At 62.6% G+C, this 23,279-nt stretch carries 20 protein-coding genes and 1 pseudogene; 13 read left to right on the top strand and 8 right to left on the bottom strand.

Going from position 1 to position 23,279, the window contains the following annotated elements; all coding sequences use genetic code 11:
* Positions 1-52: 52 nt before the first annotated feature.
* The 5 genes and pseudogenes from BTO20_RS40555 to BTO20_RS17305 all read right to left on the bottom strand — a co-directional run bounded on the left by BTO20_RS40555 (position 53) and on the right by BTO20_RS17305 (position 4,739).
* On the bottom strand, positions 53-259 hold the full coding sequence (locus BTO20_RS40555) for a hypothetical protein (protein WP_232491171.1): 207 nt from the start codon (positions 257-259) through the stop codon (positions 53-55).
* Entirely contained in the window at positions 220-843 is a 624-nt protein-coding gene (locus BTO20_RS17320) for a hypothetical protein (protein WP_232491170.1), read from the bottom strand. The genes BTO20_RS40555 and BTO20_RS17320 overlap by 40 nt, the downstream gene beginning before the upstream one ends.
* A gap of 74 nt (positions 844-917) precedes the next feature.
* Positions 918-1,930 (bottom strand): annotated as a pseudogene (locus BTO20_RS17315) (TniB family NTP-binding protein).
* Positions 1,918-3,870, bottom strand: a complete 1,953-nt coding sequence (locus tag BTO20_RS17310) for a Mu transposase C-terminal domain-containing protein (RefSeq protein ID WP_036372924.1) — start codon at positions 3,868-3,870, stop codon at positions 1,918-1,920. The pseudogene BTO20_RS17315 and the gene BTO20_RS17310 overlap by 13 nt, the downstream one beginning before the upstream one ends.
* Before the next feature lie 137 nt (positions 3,871-4,007).
* Entirely contained in the window at positions 4,008-4,739 is a 732-nt protein-coding gene (locus tag BTO20_RS17305; RefSeq protein WP_235718637.1) for a TnsA-like heteromeric transposase endonuclease subunit, read from the bottom strand.
* Positions 4,740-5,763: 1,024 nt separating this feature from the next.
* Here BTO20_RS17305 and BTO20_RS17300 point away from each other — a divergent pair.
* The 6 genes from BTO20_RS17300 (at position 5,764) to BTO20_RS17270 (ending at position 13,880) form a co-directional block, all read left to right on the top strand.
* Positions 5,764-6,546 carry a TnsA-like heteromeric transposase endonuclease subunit gene (locus BTO20_RS17300; RefSeq protein ID WP_087082242.1) on the top strand — a complete coding sequence of 261 codons (783 nt, stop codon included), beginning with the start codon at positions 5,764-5,766 and terminating at the stop codon, positions 6,544-6,546.
* On the top strand, positions 6,528-8,543 hold the full coding sequence (locus BTO20_RS17295; RefSeq protein ID WP_087077565.1) for a Mu transposase C-terminal domain-containing protein: 2,016 nt from the start codon (positions 6,528-6,530) through the stop codon (positions 8,541-8,543). The genes BTO20_RS17300 and BTO20_RS17295 overlap by 19 nt, the downstream gene beginning before the upstream one ends.
* Positions 8,512-9,561 carry an ATP-binding protein gene (locus BTO20_RS17290; RefSeq protein ID WP_232491168.1) on the top strand — a complete coding sequence of 350 codons (1,050 nt, stop codon included), beginning with the start codon at positions 8,512-8,514 and terminating at the stop codon, positions 9,559-9,561. The genes BTO20_RS17295 and BTO20_RS17290 overlap by 32 nt, the downstream gene beginning before the upstream one ends.
* 110 nt (positions 9,562-9,671) lie before the next feature.
* A complete protein-coding gene (locus BTO20_RS17285) occupies positions 9,672-10,361 on the top strand; it encodes a hypothetical protein (RefSeq protein ID WP_087077564.1) in 690 nt (229 codons plus the stop codon).
* A 387-nt stretch (positions 10,362-10,748) separates the two neighbouring features.
* Positions 10,749-10,937 (top strand): helix-turn-helix domain-containing protein, encoded by a 189-nt coding sequence (locus BTO20_RS17280; protein ID WP_087077563.1) that lies wholly within the window; start codon positions 10,749-10,751, stop codon positions 10,935-10,937.
* Between the two features lie 333 nt (positions 10,938-11,270).
* Positions 11,271-13,880 carry a TrlF family AAA-like ATPase gene (locus BTO20_RS17270; RefSeq protein WP_087077561.1) on the top strand — a complete coding sequence of 870 codons (2,610 nt, stop codon included), beginning with the start codon at positions 11,271-11,273 and terminating at the stop codon, positions 13,878-13,880.
* A gap of 482 nt (positions 13,881-14,362) precedes the next feature.
* Here BTO20_RS17270 and BTO20_RS17265 read toward each other — a convergent pair whose 3' ends face one another.
* Positions 14,363-15,457 (bottom strand): GGDEF domain-containing protein, encoded by a 1,095-nt coding sequence (locus BTO20_RS17265; RefSeq protein ID WP_087077560.1) that lies wholly within the window; start codon positions 15,455-15,457, stop codon positions 14,363-14,365.
* Between the two features lie 163 nt (positions 15,458-15,620).
* Here BTO20_RS17265 and BTO20_RS17260 point away from each other — a divergent pair, with 163 nt between their 5' ends.
* The 3 genes from BTO20_RS17260 to BTO20_RS17250 all read left to right on the top strand — a co-directional run bounded on the left by BTO20_RS17260 (position 15,621) and on the right by BTO20_RS17250 (position 17,043).
* Positions 15,621-15,872: a type II toxin-antitoxin system ParD family antitoxin gene (locus tag BTO20_RS17260; RefSeq protein WP_087077559.1), complete on the top strand. Its 252-nt coding sequence runs from the start codon at positions 15,621-15,623 to the stop codon at positions 15,870-15,872.
* Positions 15,869-16,168, top strand: coding sequence for a type II toxin-antitoxin system RelE/ParE family toxin (locus BTO20_RS17255; protein WP_087077558.1), 300 nt, complete (start codon positions 15,869-15,871; stop codon positions 16,166-16,168). Before BTO20_RS17260 ends, BTO20_RS17255 begins: the two co-directional genes overlap by 4 nt.
* Positions 16,169-16,491: 323 nt before the next feature.
* Complete coding sequence (locus tag BTO20_RS17250) at positions 16,492-17,043, top strand: YaeQ family protein (protein WP_087082238.1); 552 nt, start codon at positions 16,492-16,494, stop codon at positions 17,041-17,043.
* A gap of 152 nt (positions 17,044-17,195) precedes the next feature.
* On the opposite strand, the gene BTO20_RS17245 is transcribed toward BTO20_RS17250, so the two are convergent.
* The gene (locus tag BTO20_RS17245; protein WP_087082236.1) at positions 17,196-17,600 is read right to left on the bottom strand and encodes a MerR family transcriptional regulator; all 405 of its coding nucleotides are present in this window, start codon (positions 17,598-17,600) and stop codon (positions 17,196-17,198) included.
* Between the two features lie 61 nt (positions 17,601-17,661).
* On the opposite strand from BTO20_RS17245, the gene BTO20_RS17240 reads away from it, so the two are divergent.
* Positions 17,662-18,519: a polysaccharide deacetylase family protein gene (locus tag BTO20_RS17240; RefSeq protein WP_198344421.1), complete on the top strand. Its 858-nt coding sequence runs from the start codon at positions 17,662-17,664 to the stop codon at positions 18,517-18,519.
* Positions 18,520-18,657: 138 nt separating this feature from the next.
* Positions 18,658-19,467, top strand: coding sequence for an LLM class F420-dependent oxidoreductase (locus BTO20_RS17235; protein ID WP_087077556.1), 810 nt, complete (start codon positions 18,658-18,660; stop codon positions 19,465-19,467).
* A gap of 198 nt (positions 19,468-19,665) precedes the next feature.
* Here BTO20_RS17235 and BTO20_RS17230 read toward each other — a convergent pair whose 3' ends face one another.
* Positions 19,666-20,316: a winged helix-turn-helix transcriptional regulator gene (locus tag BTO20_RS17230; RefSeq protein WP_087077555.1), complete on the bottom strand. Its 651-nt coding sequence runs from the start codon at positions 20,314-20,316 to the stop codon at positions 19,666-19,668.
* Positions 20,317-20,380: 64 nt separating this feature from the next.
* Between BTO20_RS17230 and BTO20_RS17225 the strand changes: the two genes are divergently transcribed.
* Both BTO20_RS17225 and BTO20_RS17215 read left to right on the top strand, forming a co-directional pair.
* Positions 20,381-21,259: an alpha/beta fold hydrolase gene (locus tag BTO20_RS17225; RefSeq protein ID WP_087077554.1), complete on the top strand. Its 879-nt coding sequence runs from the start codon at positions 20,381-20,383 to the stop codon at positions 21,257-21,259.
* Between the two features lie 560 nt (positions 21,260-21,819).
* Positions 21,820-23,238, top strand: a complete 1,419-nt coding sequence (locus tag BTO20_RS17215; protein WP_198344420.1) for a ferredoxin reductase domain-containing protein — start codon at positions 21,820-21,822, stop codon at positions 23,236-23,238.
* Positions 23,239-23,279: the final 41 nt, after the last annotated feature.

Here is a 23,279-nt window from a genome sequence, read left to right as displayed (position 1 = left end):
GGCTGGCAATGGGTTTTCCTACGAATATGGTTGCAAGATAAAGACTTTTGCATCAGGTATGAACGATCATTGATTTATCGCGGGACTTCCGGATGATCTGCTGGTTGTTCAGCCAGCCGTCGAGGGCCGCGGTGGTCGCCGTCTCATCCTCGGCGCCGAACACTGCGTTCGCGGCTGCCAAGAGAGCTACGCGGGCGACACTGGGATCGCCGGTGCGGTTCAACAATGCTGGCCGCTGGTCAATGATGACTGCGGCCATCCGGACTGTTTCGACGTAGGTGGCGATGTGCAGGTTGACCGTTGAGATGCTGGCCCATCGCCCCGTAATGCGATACCGGTGGCCGCGCTATCACCGAGACCGTCATCCCGTCGGAATCGGCGCTGCCGCAGCACTATACGTGATGCGTCGTTGATCGCTAGCTCAACGATGTCGGGGGCATTGCGCTTGGCCAGGGCATGATGTGCCCTGGCAGATCGGGCAACAGCTGGATGGTGTTTCAGTGACATCTGATCGTCCCATCGCTGGGCGGAGGGGCCAATCCAGCGGCCGTGGCGATGACAGACGGTGAGGTGGTCGGGCAACCAGCAATGGACCGGCTGGGGCACCCCTCGCCGTGCTGTGCAGTACCGGCAAATCGGGCGGGCACGTGCCCGCTGGCGGGTGAGATCACGTTCATCAGCGGTCAGGCCCCGCAGTCGGGCGCAGAGGACATGTCGTGGGTAGCCGCTGAGGCGGGCGAGGCGCTCAGGGTCGACGTAATGGCTCTCGCGTGCGGCGTAGTCGCGCAGGCTTTGGGGTGGGATTCTGTTGGCGTGGGCGAGTCGGGTGGTGAAGGAGTACACGGTCTCATCGCGAAATGCGGTGACTGACTGCGGAAGTGGTCGTGGTGGGAGTCGGGGCCAGTCGGTGATCACTGCTATCCGGCGCTGCGTTGGGCTGAGGCCTGAGCCGCGTAGTCGATGAGGACGCTGTCCAAGCCCTCGCGGTCGATGTGTTCGGTGTGGTCCAGCATTGCCCGGATGGCTGCCGAGCGGATGAGGTGGGCGAGGCTTCCGATCATTCCGCCGGTGCGCTGGTGCAGGTGTTTCGTCTGGCGCACGAGCGTGCCCGGCTCGTGTCGGTGCAGTCGCAGGGTTCCCTCCATCGCGGCGACCAGAGCCCGCCACTCCTGCCCATACGGGAAGGCCGCTGTGTTGATGACACCGCAGCGCCCGGCAAGCTGGCGGCCGCGAGTACCGGTAAACACTCCGGAGCGTTCGACGTCAATGCCGGCGTAGACGAAGGTCGCGGGCAGGTGTTCGGTGAAGTACTTGAGGTGATCGGAAAGTTCTTCTCCGGCACGGGTATCGAGATTGAGGTTATGGATCTCGTCGACGACCACTATGTCGGTACGCGCATCGATGAGCACTTGGCACACCGCGTCGGCGATATCGGTGACGTTCATCCGTCGTACCGGTGGAAGCCCGAGGAAGCGGGCGAATTCCATTGCGAGCTTGCGTGCTGAGCCTTCGGTGGAGCGGTCACGTAGACGACAGGGATGCGGGTTTTGTCCGAGTAACGGGTGCGGATCCGAAGTTCGTGGAACCGGCCGAGTTGTTTGATGGCCGTGGTCTTTCCGGTGGCTGCGCCACCGGAGACGATCAGCCCTCGCCGGGCGCCGATCTCGCGTTGATTCAGCAAAGTGAGCAGCTGACCCTCGTTGGTGATCTTCTGGATCGCCGAGGTGGTCACCACGACGAGCTCGGAATGGTGGGCCACCCTGGCCTCGTTGTAGGCGATCCGATCAGCATCGTCGAGATCGGACCAGTCTTGGTCGGGCAGCAAGGTGAATTCAGGCCGGTCAGCGTCAATGAACCGTCGCCACCCTTCCAGGGTTGTCGTCGGCTGCCGGCGCTCCTCGAGTTGACTGATCGGACTCACCAATGCCACTGCTCGGCCTCCTTACGTGCGTCGAACACCGGCAACGGGATGACATCAGCAAGATCGTCATCGTCGGAGTTCGCTGGCCTGTCGGTGCTCACCTCAGACGGTTCCTGGTTCTGGTTGGTGCCCTCGACACTGGGGTGTGGCCAGGACGGCTCGGGGATGGATCGGGCCCTGGCGGCTGCGCGTCGAGCTGCTGGCGGGTCCTGCTGGGTGTCGGGGCCGCGTTCGGCACGGTCCAGCAGGGCGTCGGCCGCCGCCGCGATCTCGGCTTCGGTCACCGGATCTGCGCCCCTTTCGGCGACGATCGCTTGGGCCTGTTTCCACACGGTGTCCCCGAACGGCACTGCAGCGGTGCGCATGTGGGTCCAGGTCGCGGTGATCCAACCGTCGTCGTGGTGATTGCGAACCCAAATCTGAGAGACGTCATAGGGGTCGTAATGAACCTCCCACCGGCCGTTGCGGGAACGAACCCCAGAGTCGACTCGCCGGTACGGGTTCAATGCCCGGGCATCGTAGGTCCGGTGATTGACCCGGATACCCGCTGAGCCGATGGTGCGCCACGTCGCGGGCAACAACTCGATGTAAGCATCAGCGCTCAGAGGCACCGGGACGTAACCAGCGACTTCGACCAGGGCCGCGAACTTCTCGTTCGGCGTCAGCGCTTTGCCCGGGGTCACCGGGTCACGTAGTCCGTCGTGGGGACGGTTCTGCCACACCGCGACGAGCCACTCATCGAGCAACGCCTGCAGTTCCACCAGCGACCACACTGCGTCCTGGTCGGCGTTCTTGCCGCGACGTTCCACGCTGGAACCGACATACCCGGCGACATACTGGGCGAACAATGTACCCACCGACTGCAGGGTGCGTTCCACCTTCGGTTTGTCGGTGGGCTGATCCGGATGAGCGGGTTGCAGGTTGATGCCCAGTGAGCAGCACGCCTGCTCAAATGTCTTGGAGAGAAACGCTTTCCCGTGATCACAGACGATGGTCTCGGGAGCGATCACCGGGCGAGCCGCGGCATCGGCGAGCCGTTGATCGATATCGGTCAAACGCCGATGCGGCAACACCGAGCGTGACAACCGCAACGCATCGGACCAACCCGGGCGCATCGGCTCTGGGGTCAGCGCCTTGGCCAACAGCAGCGCGGCATCGACGGCCTTGGTGGTGGGCCGCAGAACTGCCGCCGGGATCGAGCGGGTGACGTTGTCGACCATGGCGGTCAGCTCCACCCGATCGACTACACCGTCGTCAAGGACCACCCGCACGTCCAGCGGGGTGGAGTCGATTTCCACCATTTCACCGGGACGGGCCGCGGTTACCGTGCCGAAGGGGCCGTCGGGTTGCTTGGCCAATGACCTGCGAGTACGGGCGGAACCGAAGGTGTGTTTGCCTTCCTCCAGGCGTTTGACGAGCCGGTAGAAGGTCGCCTGTGACGGGGCCTTCGGGGCGTCGTCGGGACCGTATTCGGCCAACAGCGCCTTCTCCAGCTTGCGCTGAAGTCTGCTCACCGTGCCGGTTGATAGCTCAGTTTCGTTGTCGATCAGACGCCGGACCACGGCAACGACACGCTCATCGACACGGCCCAACACTGGACGTTTGGCGAGATAGCGGCCGTCCACCAATCCCAGAAGACCTTTGGCCTCGTAGCGAGATCGCTGACGCTGCAGGGTGATCAACGCCAGATCGTGACCGGCTGCTCGAAGCTCCTCAAGCTTGGTCAGCTCCCTCTGGCGAAGGGATCGGACCGCCGGATCGAACTCTGGCCGGATTGGCTGCCCAGGCGGACTTTCGGGTCGGCGCCCGGTCAATACCTCAACGATGTGCTGCTCCCACCATCGTGCGCGATCAGCGACCTCCTCGGGGACACCTTCGAGCGCCTCAACAGACCACAGCACCGGTCGTGACCCCGCCAGAACCTCCAGAGTCGAATCGGCCAATACCATCGACAGGGGAACGGTTGTGCGTTCACCAACAGCGTCGACAAGCCGTACCGATCCTCCGGCCAGACTTGCGACCGTGAAAACCCGTGAACCTAGACGGATTTCATCGCCTTCACGGATCACACCGCCTCGAAGCGAACTCATAACGCTGCCGCGCTCACTGCCGTCCGATCGTCGAGGACCGTCCGGGACAGATCGACCACCAAGCGTCGATGCCAGAGCAGATGGAACAGCACAGGCAGCACCACCAGCGGGTCGCCCACCGCCGTCGCGCCCTCCAGAAGGGGCTGCTCGCGGGCGAAACAGCTCAACAGTTCTGCCGCCACGCCAGGTCGCAACGCTCTCGGATGCCGGTACCCAGACAGCCACCGCAGGTTCGCCGCCAGCACAGGGTCCAATACACCGACGCGCCGGTACTGCCAGCCGGCCGCAATGCACACGACCTCCGAGCGGGCGAACAACTCCGCATCAGACTCAGGAATCCGGTCATCGGGACGAACATCGACGATCACGACCGTGCCGTCGGATCTGCGAGCGTAGTAGTCGGGCACATGATGACGGCCATCGGGCCATCGCAGCCGAAAAGGTTGGGAGGCAACGCCAACGGTTTCAGGATTAGCATCCAATGCCATCAGCTGATCCCGCTCAACCCACGATTCATAACCGATGTGCCGGCGCGTCGTCGCGAACCACCACAGCCCAGGAAAATTCCGTTGCCCACGAAACGACGGAAACGACCGCACCGGCTCGCAATCGACATCGAACCGGATCCCATGAGCCAACTCCAATGGAAGACGGGAAGTCCCATCCACGTCGGCTACCTCAAACACCGCATCGCACCGGCCCGCGGCAACAGCATCACCGGCCAGCATCGACATGCCCAGAACGGTACCGGCTGTATCAGATCAAATGAGAAAGGCGCGCCGATGTGTCACATCAAATGAGAATGCTTCAGATCGGATGAGAACTGACAGTGGCGATCTCGTCTCGCTGTGTGACGGCATCGCTGTCGGGAGGACCACGAGCCAAATCCGGTCAGCTGTCGGCCGTCACGTATCTGCCATCAAAATAATGAATCCTGGTGCCATACAGCTTCTTTTGAAGTGTCATAGTGACAAGGCGTGGGTCGATGGGCGCAGAGTCTGCGGTACGAACACGGGTAGCGTTCGCACCGAGACCCGGTGCACCGGGGCTAACCGATTTTGAGGGCAACGAAGAGGCGGCGTGCTGGGGGAGCCACACAGACCACCCAGCACACGCATCTGTCGGCAAACATTCTCTCAACTAGTTCCGGATCGGACACCGGTACGTGTTACAGACCGCCGCCGACTGGAGTGCCTCGAATATCCGTGCACGACAGCATGATTCGTCACTGTGACGAAATGACGTCGATGTAGGTCGCCCTTTGAAGAGGGGTCTGAAACAAACAGAACCGGCCACTCGCGACCCGGCAACCCGCCGAAGCTCGCAACGCTTCACCTAACGCCCGAACAATTGATTGATCGATTGAGACGGACGCCGCTTGAGCTGATGCACAAACGGGTGCCGGCGGTCCAGTGCCGCGTAAGGATTGTGGTCGCCACCAAGTATGACGACCGAATCTGGAGCGAGTGCTTTCACCTCATGCGACTCAAACGCCGTTGGGCGGTAACGGTGCGTGCGCAGCAGTTGCGAGCTGCGAGTTGTCGAGCTCAGCGTAGTTCCGTACCGATAACCTACATTATGTCAGGTTATCGGACCTCCCTTCCAGACTCGACACATGGCCGTGATTGTTTGGTCTCGTTGTCGGATGACAACCTATTTGAGATTTTGACACCCTAGTTGAGATTCCGTGACAGATAGTTGAGACTGTCGGGCCCCATCAGCTTGTCGTACCCCCGCAATATGGTCTGGCGCATGTCCAGTTGCACGTCCGTGGAGTCATCGGCAGATTCGTCGGCGCAGATCGGGATCGACACGGTCTCGTGGATCACCGCCGACGGGAACGAACGATCGGCTGCGGTGTCGCCTGCCTTGCTTCATGAGCATTTCCACCGAGCTCTGCCCTGGCGTTCCGGCGTCCAGTTTCAGAACCGGCTGAATCGGCATTCGCGGCAGTATTTCGCCTCGCAGCGTACGCATGTGTGGTGCGAATCAGGCTTGGAAGCCGAATCCTTGCTGTCGCTGGACTTTAACGGCCTGGTTCGCCAGATCGCATCGCAGCCCATGAAAATCAGCTTCGCCGACGGTTCGACCCACTTCCCTGACTTCTTCGCCACGCTCCGCAGCGGTGACCAGGTCCTCTATGACGTCAAGCTATTGGGTCGCATGACCGATGCTACGGTCGAGCAGTTCGCGAAGACGGCGGACGTATGTCGCACAGTCGGCTGGAAGCATCAGGTGCTGCACGAATTGCACCCGACCAAGCTGCGCAATCTCGAGTGGCTTCGTGCAGCACGGCACATGCGATATCACCCAGGGCGGCCCGAGCTTGACCGGTTGGTCGCGGTGTTCGCCGACGAATGCACATTCCGCGACGGAGCGCTCAAAGCCGATCTCAAACGACCATACATTGCAGCCGCGCATATCCGACATCTGTTGTGGCACAAGTATTTACGCACTGATTTTGACCAGGTAGTTACCGAGTCGAGCCTACTGGAAAGCGTCCACAAGAGAGAACCATGCAACTGCGGAGCGTGAACCTCGGAGACATCGTCACCTGGGACGGCTGCGACTGGATAGTCGACGCCCACGGTGAGCGTGGTACGCGCCTGAACCCCGTGGCAGGCGGCTCGCCCGTCTGGGTCGATCTCGCGACGATCTCCCAAGAAGAGTCCTTCGAGCATCATCATGCAGACACCGAGCATGCCCGGGCGGCGCGCAACCGCGTTGAACTCGCAATGCTTGCGTCGGAAGTTCGTCAGGATGTCCTGTTCTGGCTGCAACACGTGAACGAGGTGCAGTCCGGCCTGATCGATCCACACGACCCGGATGCCCAGCCGCGTGATGGCTACGGCCCAGAGACGACCCTTGAAGAACGCGTGCAGCGCAAGCTTGCTGAACTCGATGCCGCGGGAATCAAAACGTCGCGGCCAAGCCTGTTCCGGAAAGTCGCCAAGTACCGAACGGAAGGTATCGCCGGGCTCGTCGACCGGCGGCTCCTGCGCCGTCAGGAACCACGGCGAATCGCACCTGAGATCGAGGAAGCCGCTCAGCGTGTCATCGCTGATCATCTCGGTGCGACCAGCCGCGATGTCCTTTACTTCATAGATAAGGTCAAACATCGTGTCCGCCAGGATAATCCGGGGAAAGACGTCAACTGGCCAAGCGACCGCACGATACGACGCTGGCTTACCCCGATGCTGGAAGCAGCCGGCCTGACTAAGACCGCCAGTCACCGCCGATCAGAATCGAACCGGCCAAACCGAGCATTCCAGCCGATCCTCGCTTTCTACCCAGGACAATACGTCGAGATCGATTCGAACACCCTAGACGTCGAAACCGCGATGCCCGACGGCAAGATCATCCGCCCCTACATGACCGCTGCCGTCGACGTCTATTCCGGGAGCGTTGCCGGCTTCCACATTCACGCCGGTGCGCCATCATCTACAGACCACACTGTGCTTTTCGCTCGGATCGCTGCACCGTGTCGTGTCATTGATCGCATGAACCCGGCACTGTGGCTGTCGAATTCGAAGACGCTCCCTTCCAGTGAAATGATCGCGATGGGACAGGCCACCGGGGACGCTCCGGCGATGCCGTTCATTTCCATCGAGACGCTGACCATGGACCGCGGTAAAGACTTTCTGGCCAGCCGGGTAGCCGCAGAAATGCTCGGGTGGAGCGTCGTGGACGCACCACCTCATTCACCGACGGCGAAGCCTCATGTCGAGCGGTTCTTCAAGAGCATGAACAGCCTGTTCCTGTCACGTCTGGACGCCTACGTCGGCAACTCCCCTGACCATCGCGGCCGCAACCAGCGGGCACCGATTCCGTTCACGCAGCTGGTCGATGGCATGTGGTCGTTCATCGTCACCGTCTATCAGAATCGTCCACACAAGGGACTGATGCTTCGCGAGCATCCAGGACGGACGTTTACGCCGAACCAGATGTACTCCGCGACCTTCGACGCCAGCGCCGGTATCCCGATCCCGATCTCCCAGTCCGACTACATCTCCCTGATGCCCCGGCACGAGCGGACTTTCCAATCAGACGGCATCCACCTGAGCAACGAGATCTACGACTCCCCCGATCTCAACGAAGTCCGGGGACGGCCCGGCAAGCACGAGATTCGTCAAGATCCCTATGACACAGACCGGATCTGGGTTCGCCACCCCGACAACGGTGAATGGATCACTTGCTTCGCACGATCAATTCGGCTCGCCGCCCTGCCTTTCGGTACGAGCACCACCGCGAGCCTCTCCGCTACGGCCCAGGCGGACGATCCGCACACCCAGTGGGCGCAGGACTTCCTGGATGCCGAATCCCATCGCGTGAAAGCGACACGCTCCGGAACTGACACGGGCACACAAAAGACCTCGTCAGGCAAAGCCGCACGGAAGAAGGCCACAAAGACTGCTGCCGAACGTGCCAATCGCAAACGTGACCGGCTCCCCCGTCCAGCAGCTGTCGAACCTATGCAGCTTCCGACTGCCGTGCCCGTGCGTGAACACCCCGACGACTACACGGTTGCCTGAAAGTCCACAGACTATGAACCACAACGCATTTGCGACACACGGCCGTAAGACAACCCTGGATGGGCTGCGTCAGAGGATCGATAACCACATCATCCGGCCGGATGTCCTTAGCCGCACCGACTTCGACCGGTGCACCGAGGCTGAACAGGTTCTCTATGACGACCAGCGGCTGCAATGGTTCAGCAACGGACTGATCGTGAGGACACCTGCGCTGCGGCGACTGACCATGACCGGGTTATCACTACTGCGCGTCCATAACCCCAGCGCCGTGGGTGAGCGTGGGATCGTCCTGACTGGCCCGCCACACATCGGGAAAACCACTGCATTGATCCGCCTCGCTGCCGAAGTCGAGCAGTGGGCAGGCAAACGCGCGCCTGACTTCCGGGAGACCGGACGTGCACCCGTGGCCTACATCGAAATGGAGCCGAAGGCATCCCCGAAGTCGATCGCCAGCTCGATCCTCAACTTCTACGGAATCCCGCACAGCTTCAAGTCCGCCACGCAACACCAGCTCACCGATCAGGCTCTCGACGCTCTGCGTCGGCGACACACCCAGATGCTGATCATCGACGAGCTCCAGATGCTCAAACTCGACGGCAAGACCGGTGACGATGCGGTCAACTCCTTGAAGACGATCATGAACGACTCGGGGGCGATCTGCGTATTCGCCGGCGTCGACCTGCTTGAAGGACTCTCGAGCCGGCCAGCAGAGCAGATCATGGCCAGATGCCAAGTGACACAGATGCGTCCGTTCCTCGGCAGTGACGACACCTCACGCGGTCACTGGGCCTCGCTGATCAACTCACTCGGCGGTGCAATGCACTTGCTGGATGCCGAACCCGATCATCTCGCCCCCTACGCCGACATCCTGCTGACGATGACCGGTGGAAAAATCGGCGACCTCCGAAGCATTCTTGCCCTCGCGATGGCGAACGCGATCACCGACCGTGATGACACTGGCGACGAGATCATCACGCAAGATCACCTTGTCGGAGTCGGGCAGATCGGCGTTGCATGAATCTCGATCGACTGCCACGCCAGACGGTACCTGTCCGCCCGGTTCACCTCGAGACTCCTGGGTCATACTTCAAACGGCTATGCACAGCGAATTCGATCGACCGTCCGTGGATGGAAACCGTTGTCCGACAAAGACAGCGCACCAAAGGACGCGACGCGGTCGAACTCGGAGCCGTGATTGCCGAACTCGGCGGCCCAAAACCTGACACCTTCGAATCTGCGCACGCATGGGCGCTCGTCGGGCACCGGAACACCCGTGGTCCGTGGGACAAGCAGTCCGCCAGTGGCACCGCATGCCTGTCATGCACCGCCGGTACAGCAGTGACCACGTTCCCCCACATCCGATTCGCCTTCTGCCGTCGGCACGGCCAATGGCTAGGCAAACTTCAACGCCCCGCCGTCCTCGACGCCGACCTCTGGAAGGCTGAGCACACCCTTCGCTGCATGGTCCGATCAGGGTATGCAACCCGCGAACTGTACGAAGGCACCTGGGACGCTGTGCGCGACCATGCCTACATGATTGGTGAGAGCGCGTGGCCAGACAGACTCCGGCGAGCTCGTGACCAGCCCAAATTCACCGTCGGCACCGATGACCGGGTCGCTCTGTTCCCGCAGACGGTGCTGGCGCTTCGCGCCGTGACTCGCCCCCAACTAGTCATCTGGGCGGGTCAAGGCACACGGCAGCGGTACGAGATCAGACGCGCATTGACTGACAGTCTCGATTGGGCCGGGGACGACCGATGGCTGCTGGTCAACAACCTGCAGGAACTGCTTGAGGCACACGTCCGCAGCGTGGCCTGACCCTCGCACTCCTCGGCGCCGCAACTATCCGCGTACCTCCCCCCGGGACCTGCTGAATCGGCTGCCGATCACCCCCGAGCCATCGGTCGCCGGTCATAGCGGTGCCCTGGTGGACGTGTATCGCGCCGGAATGTGCGACATGGAATCCATTGCACCGCATCCGCCATGACCAATGTCTCCTGGTCAATGGACTTCATCGGCTTCTCGTGCAGCGTGTGGAGCGAGCCGATTTAGTCCCGTAACACTTGTTCATCGCGGTGTAACCCACCCGGCCACACCCAGCTCGATTCGGCCACGCCCGGACAAACCCCGTTAAAACCGCCCGACCTCCGATAGGCTCTGAGGCCGTTGACTCGCCCGGGTCACGCTGTGCTAGGGAGGATCGACGTGGCTGAGCCGTGGCTGCCCGCAGATGACGTCGCCGCACACCTCGGGATCACCAAAGACACCGTGTACACCTGGATCGCCGAGAAGGCCATGCCCGCCCACAAGGTTGGGCGCCTCTGGAAGTTCCAAGCCAGCGAGATCGACGACTGGGTGCGCCGTGGCGGTGCGGCACGGGAACGCGTCTCATGACTGCTCAATTGTCAGTAGCTCCTGCTGCAATGAGACCGGAATGGAGTGCATCGCGTGGCTCGTCGAGATGCGGAGCTGTGGACTAATGCCGCCATGTGCGTGTGGCGAAGGAGAAAAACCGAGAGATGACGAGTTCCCTTATCGCTGAGAGCGATTCCGTCCTCGGTACGCTGCGGACAACCACGAGCCATACAATCGGCATTCCCCACCTGGGCGCGACGAGGGTTTCATTCATCTTCTACAGCGACGCGCAAGATGCACTCGTGAAGGCGCTCGACGAATGAGCCAGCAGTTGGTCCGGGCATCCCTGCGTCCGACTAAGCGGGCGATGTGATGCCTGGAGCTCATTGGGTTCGCGCCGCTCTGCAGGTCAACCCCTACGCGTACCAGGGGCGAAACTCCCCCTCAACCAGGTTCGCCTCGGAGGCTGACTACAACGAGGCGCTTCTCGATAAATGCGATGAGCTTGGCATCGAACTCATCGCGATTACCGATCACTGGGCGGTCGACACGGCGAGTGGACTCATTCACGACGCGACGGCTCGCGGAGTCGTTGCCTTGCCTGGGTTCGAAGCAAACACGGCTGAAGGCTTCCATCTTCTCGTCATCTTCGAGTCCGGAACCGCTGTTGCCGATGTGAACGCGGCCGTCGGTGCGTGCGGTGGCACCCCAGGGTGCAACAACGGCACCGTCGGGCACTCTTTCGAGTACATCCTGGAGAAGATGTCGGATCGCGGTGCGCTGGTCATTCCTGCGCACGCCAACGTGGCGAACAGCGGGATGCTTACGGGCCGGCAGGGCAATCCGCTCGCAAAGCTGATCAATCATCCACAGCTCCATGCCTTGGGGATCACACCAAGCGTGGCTGCTGCGCAGGAGCAGGAAGCCATCATCGAACGTCGCAAGCCGTTCGACCGCCGGCACCCACTCGCAGTCATTCACGCCGACGACATCTCCCACCCAGATGCTCTGGAGACAGAGGGTGGCTCCACCTGGTTCAAAGTGAGCACGCTGACCGTCGAGAGCCTCAAGATCGCGGTCCGCACCCCCGAGACCCGGATCGCTCTCACTGATCCCAAGGGAGAGACACGCCCTCTCTTGAAGGAAATTTCGTGGGTCGGCGGCTTCCTGGACGGCGTCACAATCCCTCTCTCGCCGGATCTGACCGCGTTGATCGGTGGGCGAGGAACGGGGAAGTCCACCGCCATCGAGAGCCTTCGCTACGTTCTCGGGCTGACGCCGATTGGCGCCTCAGCCAAGGCAGACCACGACGCGATCGTCAGAGGTGTGCTTCGCGCAGGGACCGTCGTGAAACTCGCTGTTGAGGCGATCTCGCCGAGGCCCCAGGCGTTCACCATCGAACGATCTGTCCACAACACTCCGCTCGTCAAGGACTCCAGCGGTACGGTCACGAGCCTTCAACCGGCTGACGTGATCGGCGACGTCGAGATCTTCGGACAGCATGAGCTGGCGGAATTGACAAGCGACAGCGCGAAAGTCGCCAGTATGCTCCACCGTTTTCAAGGCAACGGAGACCTGACTGCCGAGCACAAGGCGACGCTGGCAACGTTGAAGGAAAGCCGCGAGAAGCTAGCGCGTGCGGAGATGGACAAGGCCGAACTCGGGGAAGAACTCGCCGACATCCCGCGCTTAGAAGAGCAAGTGCGCCAGTTTCAGGAGACCGACGTGCCTACTCGGTTGAGCGAGGTCACGCGGATGAACCAGGACGAGGCGGTGTTCTCCGAAGGACAATCGCGCGTCGCCGACGCAAAGTCGACCCTCACGGGGCTGACGGACACACAGTTGACGGCGAAGCTCGGCGCGTCGTACGACGGGCTTGAAGGATCGCCACAAGCGGACACTCTCCGACTCGTTCAATCTGCGACGAACACGTTGGCGGAGACATTGAAGATACTCGCGACTCAGGCCGAAGCAGCGATCGCAGCTGCCGACGCTGCGATCGCCTCGGCCGAAACCGATTGGACGAATGCTATCCGCGAGCAGCGCGACGATCACGCAGACGTGCTGCGGCAGCTCGTTCAAGACGGGCTTGAGCCCGACAAGTACCTGACGACGACGAAGGCGCTTGAAGACCTCAAGGCCAAGGAGCCTCGGCAGGCCGGCATCGACGCCAACATCAAGGAACTGGTCGCTTCCCGCAAGACACTTCTCCAGGAACTCGCCGAGCACGAGAACAAGCGGGTGGAAGCTCTGCACGATGCGATCCGAACTGCGAACGCAGCTACAGGTGGCGTCGTCATCGTGAAGCCAATCGCGGCTCAGGACCGTTGCCACGTCAAGTCGCTGATCGAAGACGCGGTCAGCGGGCAACGGACTCAGATCATGGCAGCCGTTGACGCTGAAGGCTTTTCGACCCGTGCGTTCGTTGAGGCTGCTCGCAAGGGTGAGGCTGAACTCACCGCCAAGTTCTCGATCCGTGGTGCGCAGGCCCGCGGAGTGGTCGATGCCGGGGAAGCTCTCTTCCGCCAGATCGAAGAGCTGTCGGTCGGGAATGCGGTGGAGGTACAGCTCGACATCGGGGCGGGAACGGGTACGCGGGAGTTCAAGAAGATGGACGACCTATCCAAGGGACAGCGGGCCACCGCCCTGCTGCTGCTCCTGCTCGGAGCATCACGTGCCCCACTCGTCATTGATCAACCTGAGGACGATCTCGATAACAGGTTCGTGTACGACGGGATCGTCAAGAACCTCCGCGAACTTAAGGGCAAGCGCCAGATCATCGCGAGCACACACAACGCGAATGTTCCGGTCCTCGGCGATGCGGAACTCATCGTCGCTTTGGAGGGCAGCGGTCAGAACGGCAAGCCAGTGGAAGGCGGCATCGGATCGCTCGATGACGCCACCATCCGTGCGCTCGCGGAATCGATCCTCGAGGGTGGAACGGCGGCATTCAACGCGAGGCAGCACCTGTACGGGTTCTGACAGGCATTTCGTCTGTTCCGCTTCGCAGACTTCGCCGCAATTCGGTGGATCAAGACTTGGCCAGACCGACCACCGCAGACATGACGACACGGCCGATGGTTAAGCAGGACGAATCGCAGTCTCAAATAGCTGTCATCAGCAGCCCAGAAATCAGACCCGATGAGCAAAGTCTCAAATCATCTGTCTCTGTTCACGATCCGTGAGCGTTCGATCTTCGAGGAGGCGAGTCTCAATATGTTGTCAATAGTCTCAGATTTGTTGGCACCCAACACTCGTTGCATCTGGCGGTTTTCGCAGTGAACTTGGCGGTCCTCGGTGATCCGGCTGTCTTCTCAGTTGAGTTGGCGGTGCCCGACTCAACTACGCCTGACACACTCTGGGCGCCTCTTCTCTTCCGCCCTCGTGCGCAAAGACGGCGTCGACTTGCCCGACGACTTGTCGAAGCGTGGCCGAGCTGTCTCGTTTCTAGAGATCTGACGTCGTCAGAACCTGTCTCGGTATGGGTGTAGGAGTCCGTGGTGATGGGATTGATTGCCGCCGCGGCGTTTGGCGTCGTACATCGCGCTGTCGGCGGCGGTGATGAGCTCCTTGAGCAGTGCCCGGTGCCGGGCGATTGTGCCATCGTCGACGTGGGCGCAGGCGGTGCCGACGCTGGCGGTGACTGCGGCGGGCGAGGCGGCGATGGCGTCACAGACCTGGGCCGCCAAACACTCGGCATTGCAGGTCGGCGAGACGACGGCCAGCAAGAATTCCTCACCGCCGCTGCGTGCGAGCGCCGCTTGGTAGTCCTCGGCCAGCGCTAGCAGTGTCTGAGCAACATCGACGAGCGCCTGGTCGCCTGCGGCGTGACCGTGAGTGTCGTTGACGGCTTTGAAGTTGTCGAGATCGATGACCAGGACCGCCAGGTGGCTGTCGACGGCGCGGCGGGTGGTGACGAGGCCGAGTATTTTGTTGTTGAAGGCACGCCGGTTGAGAAGGTTGGTTAACGGGTCTTGGTCGGCCTGGAGCAAATCGCCAGCGACGGCGCGCACCAGGACGTGGATGGCGACGGGCAGGGCAATGTTGACCTCGATGACCAGCCATAGATCAACCCCGGCCAGCGCGGGGTGTCCTGACTTAGCTAGCCGTACCGCCTGAATGGCAGCGACGGTGGTGGCCACCATGAAGTTGTAGAACACCAATGCGGGCGTTTGGAAAAACGCGATGTACGCCCCGCTGGTGGCGAAGGCAATGCAGCCGATCATCCCCGCGAGCGGATTGGGGTACGCCAGACACGCCAACGCGATGCCGGTGTTAAGTGTCAGGGCGAAAGCCGCCGACTGAGCGCGGGTTGGCCAGCGCCACACCCATAACAGCAGCCCGGAAACCCCTATAGCGCACGCGATCCACGTCATCACAATCGGGATGGCCCCCCGGGGGCTATCGTCCCCTACCAATAAGGCAAGCAGGCACACGATGTACGACAGCGTGAGAAAGGCCATCAAGGCGCGGGTGACCACGATTAAACGCCGCGCGGCGAGATACCCGGACAGCCAGTCGTAGTGCTGGCTCTGTCGCCGCCAGCTAATCGTGGACATTATCGCGCACGTGAGGCGATCGCAGAGACGTCAGCATGTAGGCAAATTTACGGTTGCAGCAATTCAAATGTTGCCTTATCGCCGCCTCGCGGGTGCGTCGTGGTTGATGGGGGTGGTTGGTCAGCGCCATGCGGCGTGTACCAACAATTGGTACAGTTGTCGTATGGGTCGAAACACCTCGTTCAGCCTGGATGAGCACTTCAACGCGTTTATCGAAGACGAGGTCGCCTCGGGACGGTATCGGTCGGCGAGCGACGTCGTGCGCGCCGCACTCAGGCTGCTCGAGGAACGCGAGACACGCTTAAACGCCCTGCGCGACGCATTGGTAGCTGGTGAAAATAGCGGAGCGTCAACACCGTTCGAGTTCGACACGTTCGTGTCACGGAAACGTGCCAGCGGACCTCACGGGCGGTGAGCCGCTATGTGCTGTCCCCTGCTGCCCAGGCCGATCTGGAGCAGACCTGGGACTACACCTCTCAACGTTGGAATGACGACCAGGCTGAAGCGTACGTTCGCGTGATTCAGCAGGCCGTTGAGCTTGTGGCGGAAAACCCGCTCATTGGGAGGTCCTGCGACGAGGTTCGCGCCGGCTACCGCCGGCACACTGCGGGATCGCACACGCTCTATTACCGTGATGGCGCCGGTGGAGAGCTGATCGACGTCGTGCGCATCCTCCACAAACGCATGGATGTGGACCGGCACCTCGACTGACGCGCGGGGCGGGCCCAAGCAACGTCGGGATTGTCATTCGGAACCGCCAACTTCACTGATACGCAACAGCGTTTCCGAACCCCAATATTGCTGACGCTCCCCTGGCAATGACCGCCAACTCAACCAAGACCGGACAATGACCGCGGCTATGTCCTGCGCTAAACGCGTTGACGCACAATGGCTTGGCGTCGTTGCCCTTCCACGCTGGAGTGGACGATGCTGAGGGTCTCGACGCCACCTGTCCCAGACATCTGGCGTTTTCTCGGCCCGCGCTCAACGCGGCCCGACTGGTCGGCGTACACCACCTGGGTGGACACTATGACGTGGCCCTTTCTGCAACAGTATTCAAAGTCGAACTTGCCGTCTCCGATGTCGATCACGGTTACTACGCCGATCACACGCTGACCGTTGCCCGTCACCCCAGCGAGACTGATGAGCGGATGGTGGTGCGGTTGTTGGCGTTTGGGCTGCGCGCACACCGACTCAGCGACGTCGACAGTGAGTTGGCGTTCGGGGCGGGCCTGTCCACCCCTGGCGTACCGGACTTGCGGCTCACCGACTACACCGGCCGGATCCTGGAGTGGATCAACGTCGGCCAGCCCGACGAACGCGTCTTGGGCAAGGCGGCCAGCCAGGCCGACCAGGTGCTGCTGTTCCCGTTCGCCGCCGGCGTGGCCACCTGGTGGCGCACCGTCGGCCCCAAAGTGGCGGGGCTGCCGAACCTGTCGGTAGTGCAGATACCGCACCCACCGGTGCAGCAACTGGCCCAAACTGTCGATCGACGGGTCTCGGCGCAGGTGATGGTGATCGAAGGTCAGGTGACGATGACCGTAGGCGGAGTCGACGTCACCTTCACGCCCGAGCCATTGGAGTGAACGTCTCAGCCCGAGGTGCTAACCGGCCCGGACATGCAGCAACAAGGGTGACGGCCACGTCGTTGGGCTGGCGGCACAACGACGTGGCGACCGCTAGGCGCCGACCGCCGGGCAGCTTGCCCCGCTCCACGGACACGTCGACCAGCAGATCCTCAACCCTGGCCGCGCACCCTCCTCGATTCGGCCATCGACTCGTCAGCGGCGCCCGAAGCCGCGGCAATCACCTCATCGAGCACGTCACGCGAAGCCGCCAATTCCCGCATGGCACGGTCCAATCGGTCCCGCTCGGCACACAATTCGGTCATCAGTCTCGGCGTTGCCTCTCGGGTGGGTCCGCCGTCAATGTCGCGCATGCACGGCAGCAGACCCGCGATGGTGTTGCTGCGCAGTCCCGCAGCGAACAACTCCTGGATGTGTATCACCCGGTCTACCGCCGTCTCGGCGTACTGGCGCTGCCCGCTGGGCGTCCTCGCGGCTGCCAGCAGCCCCTGCTGCTCGTAATAGCGCAACGACCGTTCGCTCACCCCAGTACGCCGAGACAGCTCGCCAATCCGCATGGTGCCATTTATACCGTTGAGGTTTGCCTCTGACATTGGTGTCAGCTCTTACCGTTCCGACATGACGACACTCCCCTTCACGTACAGCCCAATCATCGAACGCCCGCCATTGGCCTGGCCGAACGGCAGCCGTGTGGCGGTGTACATCGGCCTCAACATCGAGTACTTCCATCCCGACGTCCCGTCAACCAGCATCTGGCCGGGCACCGCCGACCTGAAGCCGGATGCGCTTAATCACGGCTGGCGCGACTACGGCACCCGGGTGGGCATCTGGCGCACCATCGACGCCCTGGACCGGTACGGTGTCCGTGCCTCCGCGCTGCTCAATTCCGATGTCGCCGAGCATTTTCCACAGATCGTGGCGGCCGGTAAGGAGCGCGACTGGGCCTGGCTTGCGCACGGACGGACCAATTCGACATTACATACCGGATACACGCGGAACGAGGAACGGCGCCTCCTCGAGGAGATCACCCGCGCGATCGCCGCGGCTACTGGCCGGGCACCGCACGGCTGGATGGGGCCAGGGCTGACCGAGACGCATCACACCCCGGCACTGCTGGCAGACCTCGGCTATCACTACGTGTTGGACTGGACCAACGACGATCAGCCTTACCCGTTGACTGTGCCGGGCATGCTCAGCGTGCCTTACTCCGTCGAGCTCAACGATCTGCTGATCTTCGGAAAAGGTTTCACCGGAGCCGAATTCGTGCAGATGGTGATCGACCAGTACGAGCAGCTGCATCGGGACGCCGCGACAGGTGGACGGGTCCTAGCGCTGGCGTTGCATCCGTTCGTCATCGGGCAGGCATTCCGGCACCGGTACTTCGAGCAGGTCTTGGAATTCCTGGCCGGCGCGCCGGATGTGTGGCTGACCACCAGCGATGACATCGCGGCGCAGTATGTGTTGGGTGACGCTTAACCGTTGACACCGGTGCGAGTCAGGGCCCGTTCGTCCGATCGACGGCGCCCCACACACATCGACCTCCCGATCCGGAATAAATCGCGCACCCAGTCAACTTGGCACGAGAGTTGGCTCTTCCCAGACCTAGGAGCATCCATGCCCCGTCCTGTCCGCGTCGCCGTGCAGATCCAGCCCGGCGGAGCGCCCGACTACCCCACGTGGCGTGACGCCGTCCTGGCTGCGGACGACCTCGGCGTCGACGTGATCTTCGGCTACGACCACTTTCATCGCCCGGCAATGGAGGCCATCGTCGACGGCAAGCCCGTCCTGTCAGACGCGCAGCCCGATGTCGCCAACTTCGAGGGCTGGACCGCGCTCGCGTCGTGGGGTGAGATCACGTCACACGCCGAGATCGGGCTCCTTGTCACCGGCGTCGGCTACCGCAACGCGGACCTGCTCGCTGACATGGCACGCACAGTCGACCACATCAGCGGCGGCCGGCTCATCCTGGGCCTGGGCGCCGGGTGGTACGAAAAGGACTACACCACATACGGTTACAGCTTCGGAACGTTCGGCTCCCGTTTCGATCTGTTCGATGAGAGCCTGATCCGCATCGAGAACCGGCTCGCTGCACTGATTCCGCCGCCCGTGCGCAAGATACCGGTCCTCATCGGCGGCACGGGGCCCAAACGCTCCCTGCCCGCTGTTGCCCGGCATGCCGACATTTGGCATGCATTCCAGGATCTCGACGCGTTCCGCAGATCCAGTGATCGCGTCGACGAGCTGGCAACGACGTTCGGCCGCAACGGCGCCGATATCGAACGCTCGACGCTGTGGGAGAACGCCGAAAGTGCTGATGCCTTCCGGGAAGCGGGAGTCACGTTGTTCCAGACCGAACTCACCGCCGACAACGGTTACGACCTCACGTCGCTCAAGGAGGTGCTCACCTGGCGGGACAACGGGTGACCCAATTCCGCGCGCCCGCTCGCTTCTCGTTCCTTCCGGGCCCGGCGGCCTCGCCAACTCCCCACCACAGAGTTGGACACTCCGCCGCCGGGTTAGTCACAGAAGTCGAATTGCGTTACCCCCACTGAGCCATAACTGATCCATCGGGCTGTCGGGGTTGACCGCCACGCCGCTGTACACCGCGAGAGGCGGTTGGCCTCACCCAGTGAATTCGGCAGAGGACTTGGGCGCGTCGAAGATGTTTCGCAGGGCGGATACGTCGCCGTCGATCTCGACGAGCGCACGGACATCGTCGAGCGCCAGCACACCGGCTGAGAGTCCGAGAACTAGCGCCCCCTCCGCGGTGAGCACGGCGGCCAGTTCACGACCGTCGGGCCTGCTTACCTCGACGCCGGACTCGGTGGCTGCCAGTTGGACCAGCACGCCGTCCACCGCCACCCCCACAGACACGCCCCGATCGGCAGGCACACGCCCAGAGAACAGGGCGGGCAGGGCCACGAACAGCCCGTCCGCACGAAACTCGTCGCCTTCGGGCCCGCGGGTCATCAGTGGCGTCGACCAGCGGATCAGTCCATCGATCGGCTCGCGTAGCTGCGCTCCCCACGTAGTGAGTGTGTATGTGATCGCACTGCTGTCGTCGGACAAGCGCCGCTCGATCACACCAGCGGCTTCCAGATCGCGCAGGCGATCGGTCAGCAGGTTGGTCGCGATACCCGAGAGCCCTTCCCGTAATTCGCCATACCGTGCGGGCCGTATCAGGAGCTCGCGGACGATCAGCAAATTCCACCGGTCCCCCACGACATCGAGAGCCCGTGCGAGTCCGCAATATTGGCCGTATTCTCGACTCATCACCACCTACTTGCTATTTTAAAGTGAACTTTACAATATCATTCACGTCTACGGGGAGCTCGACATGACAGTCGCGGAACGACCCACGTGGGTCGACGACGAGTTGTATCCGTTCGAAAGCCGATTCGTCGACATCGATGGGCACCGCGTGCACTACGTGGACGAAGGAACGGGGACCACACTGCTGTTCCTGCACGGCAACCCGACCTGGTCGTTCGACTACAGCAAGGTAATCGAATCCCTGCGGACGGAATTCCGTTGTGTCGCAGTGGACTACCCCGGTTTCGGACTGTCGGCGGCCGCACCCGGGTACCGGTACCTGCCCGCCGAACATGCCGAGGTGATCTCCCGATTCGTGGAAGCACTCGGGCTGACGGAGGTCACGCTGGTGGGGCACGACTGGGGCGGACCGATAGGGCTTGCAGCGGTACAACGACGACCCGAAGCGTTCGACCGGCTGGTGCTGACCAACACGTGGGCGTGGCCCGTCACCGACCCTCTCGTGCAGATCATGTCCTACGTGATGGGCAGCCCGATCGGGCGCTTGCTGATCCGTCAGCTCAACCTCTTCGTCAACGTGATGATCCCGGTCGGACACAGACTGACCAAGCCCACCAAAAAACAGATGGCCCACTATCAAAAGGCCCTCGACAGTCCAGGACGCCGCGAGGCCTCCGCGATCTTCCCCCGCGAGATCACTTCCAGCCGCGCCTTTCTCGCAGACATCGAGGCAGGCTTGTCCAACATTGCAGCACTGCCGGCGTTGATCATCTGGGGAGACGGGGACTTCGCGTTCGGCGACAAGGAACTGCGACGGTGGCAGGAATCCTTCACCGATCACGAGACCGTCATCGTTGATGGTGCCGGCCATTTCGTTCCATCGGACGCTCCCGAGCAGTTCGCAGCCGCGATCCGCCGCTGGCACAACCCGTCGGGGGCATAGCAGCCAACGGCGGGACAGAGCACGCCAACGTCGCCTCGCCGAGCATCGCAACCGATTTGCACGGAGGCTTGTCGGACCGCTAAGGGGCGAGAGCCCGCTCCATCGCTGGGCGCCACCGCTCCCCTGTCGATTTCGCTTGTCGCGCAGTGGTTCCCACTGGCGCGGACGGCCCTAACCGGACTCACGTCCGTGGCTACAACGGCTGCCTGGCATATCGGTCGACTGTTGCTCACCTGCGCGAGTGCGTCGGTGTAGGCGGGGTGTACGGACAAACCCGACACTCTCGCCGAGCGGGCCCGACGTCGGGACGAAAGCTGGCGGCACGTGCCGCAGTAGACGTTGGCACAACCAGCCAGGGCAGAGGCAGTTGGCCTGACTGGACGACGGCGTAGCGCGAACCGGGCTGTTCGCGACCGCGACTCCCCCCGAGCGCCTACACCGTTTGCACCATATGCGCTCATCATGACGCATTTTTCGCCCGATGCCCGGGCGTTCTTGGGGGCCATACCTTTTCGTGGTGAGCCGGTCAACGGCCCGGCAAGGCACCTGAAAGGCACCTAGTGACTACTGCGCTGTTGACCAGGCCCGACGTCCGCCGTATCGATGTCATCTCGGCCGCTGCGCCGTGCGCCAGCCTCCCCCAAACCGCCACTGCGGGTGAGGATTGCGCGCCCCGCCTACCGCTGCTGCGGCGACTGCTCAAACATCCGCGCGTGATGCACTACAACCGGCTCATCGTTCTTGTGGTGATCGTCAATCTCGGATGGGCGGTGTACGGGGCCACCGGCGGGAATTGGTGGACATCGCAGCACACCGATCTGTCGGCGATCGCCTTCATGGCGCAAACCAATCTGGCGGCCGCGGTGCTGTTTCGCCAGCAGTACATCCTCAATGCGGCAGCGTGGCTCGCCACCCGGGCGCCCACGTCGTGGCCGCTGCAGGTGCGGTGGGCGCTGGGCAAGTATTACCACCTCGGCGGTCTGCACGTGGGCACCGCGGTGGCCGGGACATTGTGGTACCTGGTACTGGCGACCTCGATGATCTGCGACGCCGTCGCCGGTGTAGGCGATGCCTCGGGCGCCAACACGATCTTCGTGGCTACCCTGGCCACCACGTTCTCGGTCATGGTGGTGATGGCGCTTCCGCGGCTGCGCGCCGCTCAGCACGACCGCTTCGAAATCACCCATCGGTTCTGCGGCTGGACGGCGCTGATCCTGATGTGGATCAACACCCTGGTCGTCATCAATGGTGACCGCGGCGACCGGTCGTTCGGCGGGGCCATGCTGACCGCCCCGGCGTTCTGGTTGGTCGTGGCGAGCGCGGGGCTGGCCATCTGGCCGTGGCTGCTGCTGCGTCGCGTTCCGATCAACTGCGCGCGTCCGTCCTCACACGCGATGATCGTGCGCCTGGATCACCGCGGGATTCCCCCGGTCGGCACCACCCGGGCGATCAGCCGCCATCCCCTGGTCGGCTGGCACCACTTCGCCAACGTGCCGGCCGCCCCGGGCGCGGCCGGGTACCGGATGCTGGTGTCCCGCGCCGGCGACTGGACTTCGGAGTTCGTCGACAATCCGCCCACCCACGTGTGGGTGCGCGGCATCCCGGCCGTCGGGGTGGCCAACGTACGCCGGTTGTTCAGCAAGGTGGTCATCGTGGCCACCGGCAGCGGCATCGGCCCCCTACTGGGCCACCTGTTGGACACCTCGGTTCCCGCGCAGCTGGTCTGGGTGACCAAGAACCCGCGCCTGACTTACGGCGAGGGGTTCGTCGAGGAAATCGAAGCGGCCCAGCCCGATGCGATCATCTGGGACACCGATGCCCTCGGCAAGCCCGATGTGCTGCAACTGGCCTATCAGGCCTTCGTCGAATCCGGTGCGGAGGCCGTCATCTGCGTGGCCAACCGCATCGTCACCGAACAGGTGGTGCACGGCTTCGAGCAACGCGGGATACCGGCGTTCGGCCCGATCTGGGATTCCTGAGCGATACGGTTCCGCGCCGATCGCCTCAGCGCCAGCCCAGC

It is taken from the genome of Mycobacterium dioxanotrophicus (assembly GCF_002157835.1).
GTDB lineage: Bacteria > Actinomycetota > Actinomycetes > Mycobacteriales > Mycobacteriaceae > Mycobacterium > Mycobacterium dioxanotrophicus.
The sequence above is the reverse complement of the archived record's forward strand: the minus strand, read 5'-3'. Positions and strand labels throughout refer to the sequence as shown.

What these genes read in the sequence shown, in the direction of transcription:
- BTO20_RS17260 (WP_087077559.1), top strand. Translation starts at nt 15,621, where the DNA reads ATGGGTCGAAACACCTCGTTCAGCCTGGATGAGCACTTCAACGCGTTT.
- BTO20_RS17300 (WP_087082242.1), top strand. Translation starts at nt 5,764, where the DNA reads ATGTCCAGTTGCACGTCCGTGGAGTCATCGGCAGATTCGTCGGCGCAG.
- BTO20_RS17230 (WP_087077555.1), bottom strand. Translation starts at nt 20,316, where the DNA reads ATGAGTCGAGAATACGGCCAATATTGCGGACTCGCACGGGCTCTCGAT.
- BTO20_RS17225 (WP_087077554.1), top strand. Translation starts at nt 20,381, where the DNA reads ATGACAGTCGCGGAACGACCCACGTGGGTCGACGACGAGTTGTATCCG.
- BTO20_RS17235 (WP_087077556.1), top strand. Translation starts at nt 18,658, where the DNA reads ATGCCCCGTCCTGTCCGCGTCGCCGTGCAGATCCAGCCCGGCGGAGCG.
- BTO20_RS17285 (WP_087077564.1), top strand. Translation starts at nt 9,672, where the DNA reads ATGGAAACCGTTGTCCGACAAAGACAGCGCACCAAAGGACGCGACGCG.
- BTO20_RS17240 (WP_198344421.1), top strand. Translation starts at nt 17,662, where the DNA reads ATGACGACACTCCCCTTCACGTACAGCCCAATCATCGAACGCCCGCCA.
- BTO20_RS17270 (WP_087077561.1), top strand. Translation starts at nt 11,271, where the DNA reads ATGCCTGGAGCTCATTGGGTTCGCGCCGCTCTGCAGGTCAACCCCTAC.
- BTO20_RS17310 (WP_036372924.1), bottom strand. Translation starts at nt 3,870, where the DNA reads ATGGTATTGGCCGATTCGACTCTGGAGGTTCTGGCGGGGTCACGACCG.
- BTO20_RS40555 (WP_232491171.1), bottom strand. Translation starts at nt 259, where the DNA reads ATGGCCGCAGTCATCATTGACCAGCGGCCAGCATTGTTGAACCGCACC.
- BTO20_RS17265 (WP_087077560.1), bottom strand. Translation starts at nt 15,457, where the DNA reads ATGTCCACGATTAGCTGGCGGCGACAGAGCCAGCACTACGACTGGCTG.
- BTO20_RS17305 (WP_235718637.1), bottom strand. Translation starts at nt 4,739, where the DNA reads ATGCTGGCCGGTGATGCTGTTGCCGCGGGCCGGTGCGATGCGGTGTTT.
- BTO20_RS17295 (WP_087077565.1), top strand. Translation starts at nt 6,528, where the DNA reads ATGCAACTGCGGAGCGTGAACCTCGGAGACATCGTCACCTGGGACGGC.
- BTO20_RS17245 (WP_087082236.1), bottom strand. Translation starts at nt 17,600, where the DNA reads ATGCGGATTGGCGAGCTGTCTCGGCGTACTGGGGTGAGCGAACGGTCG.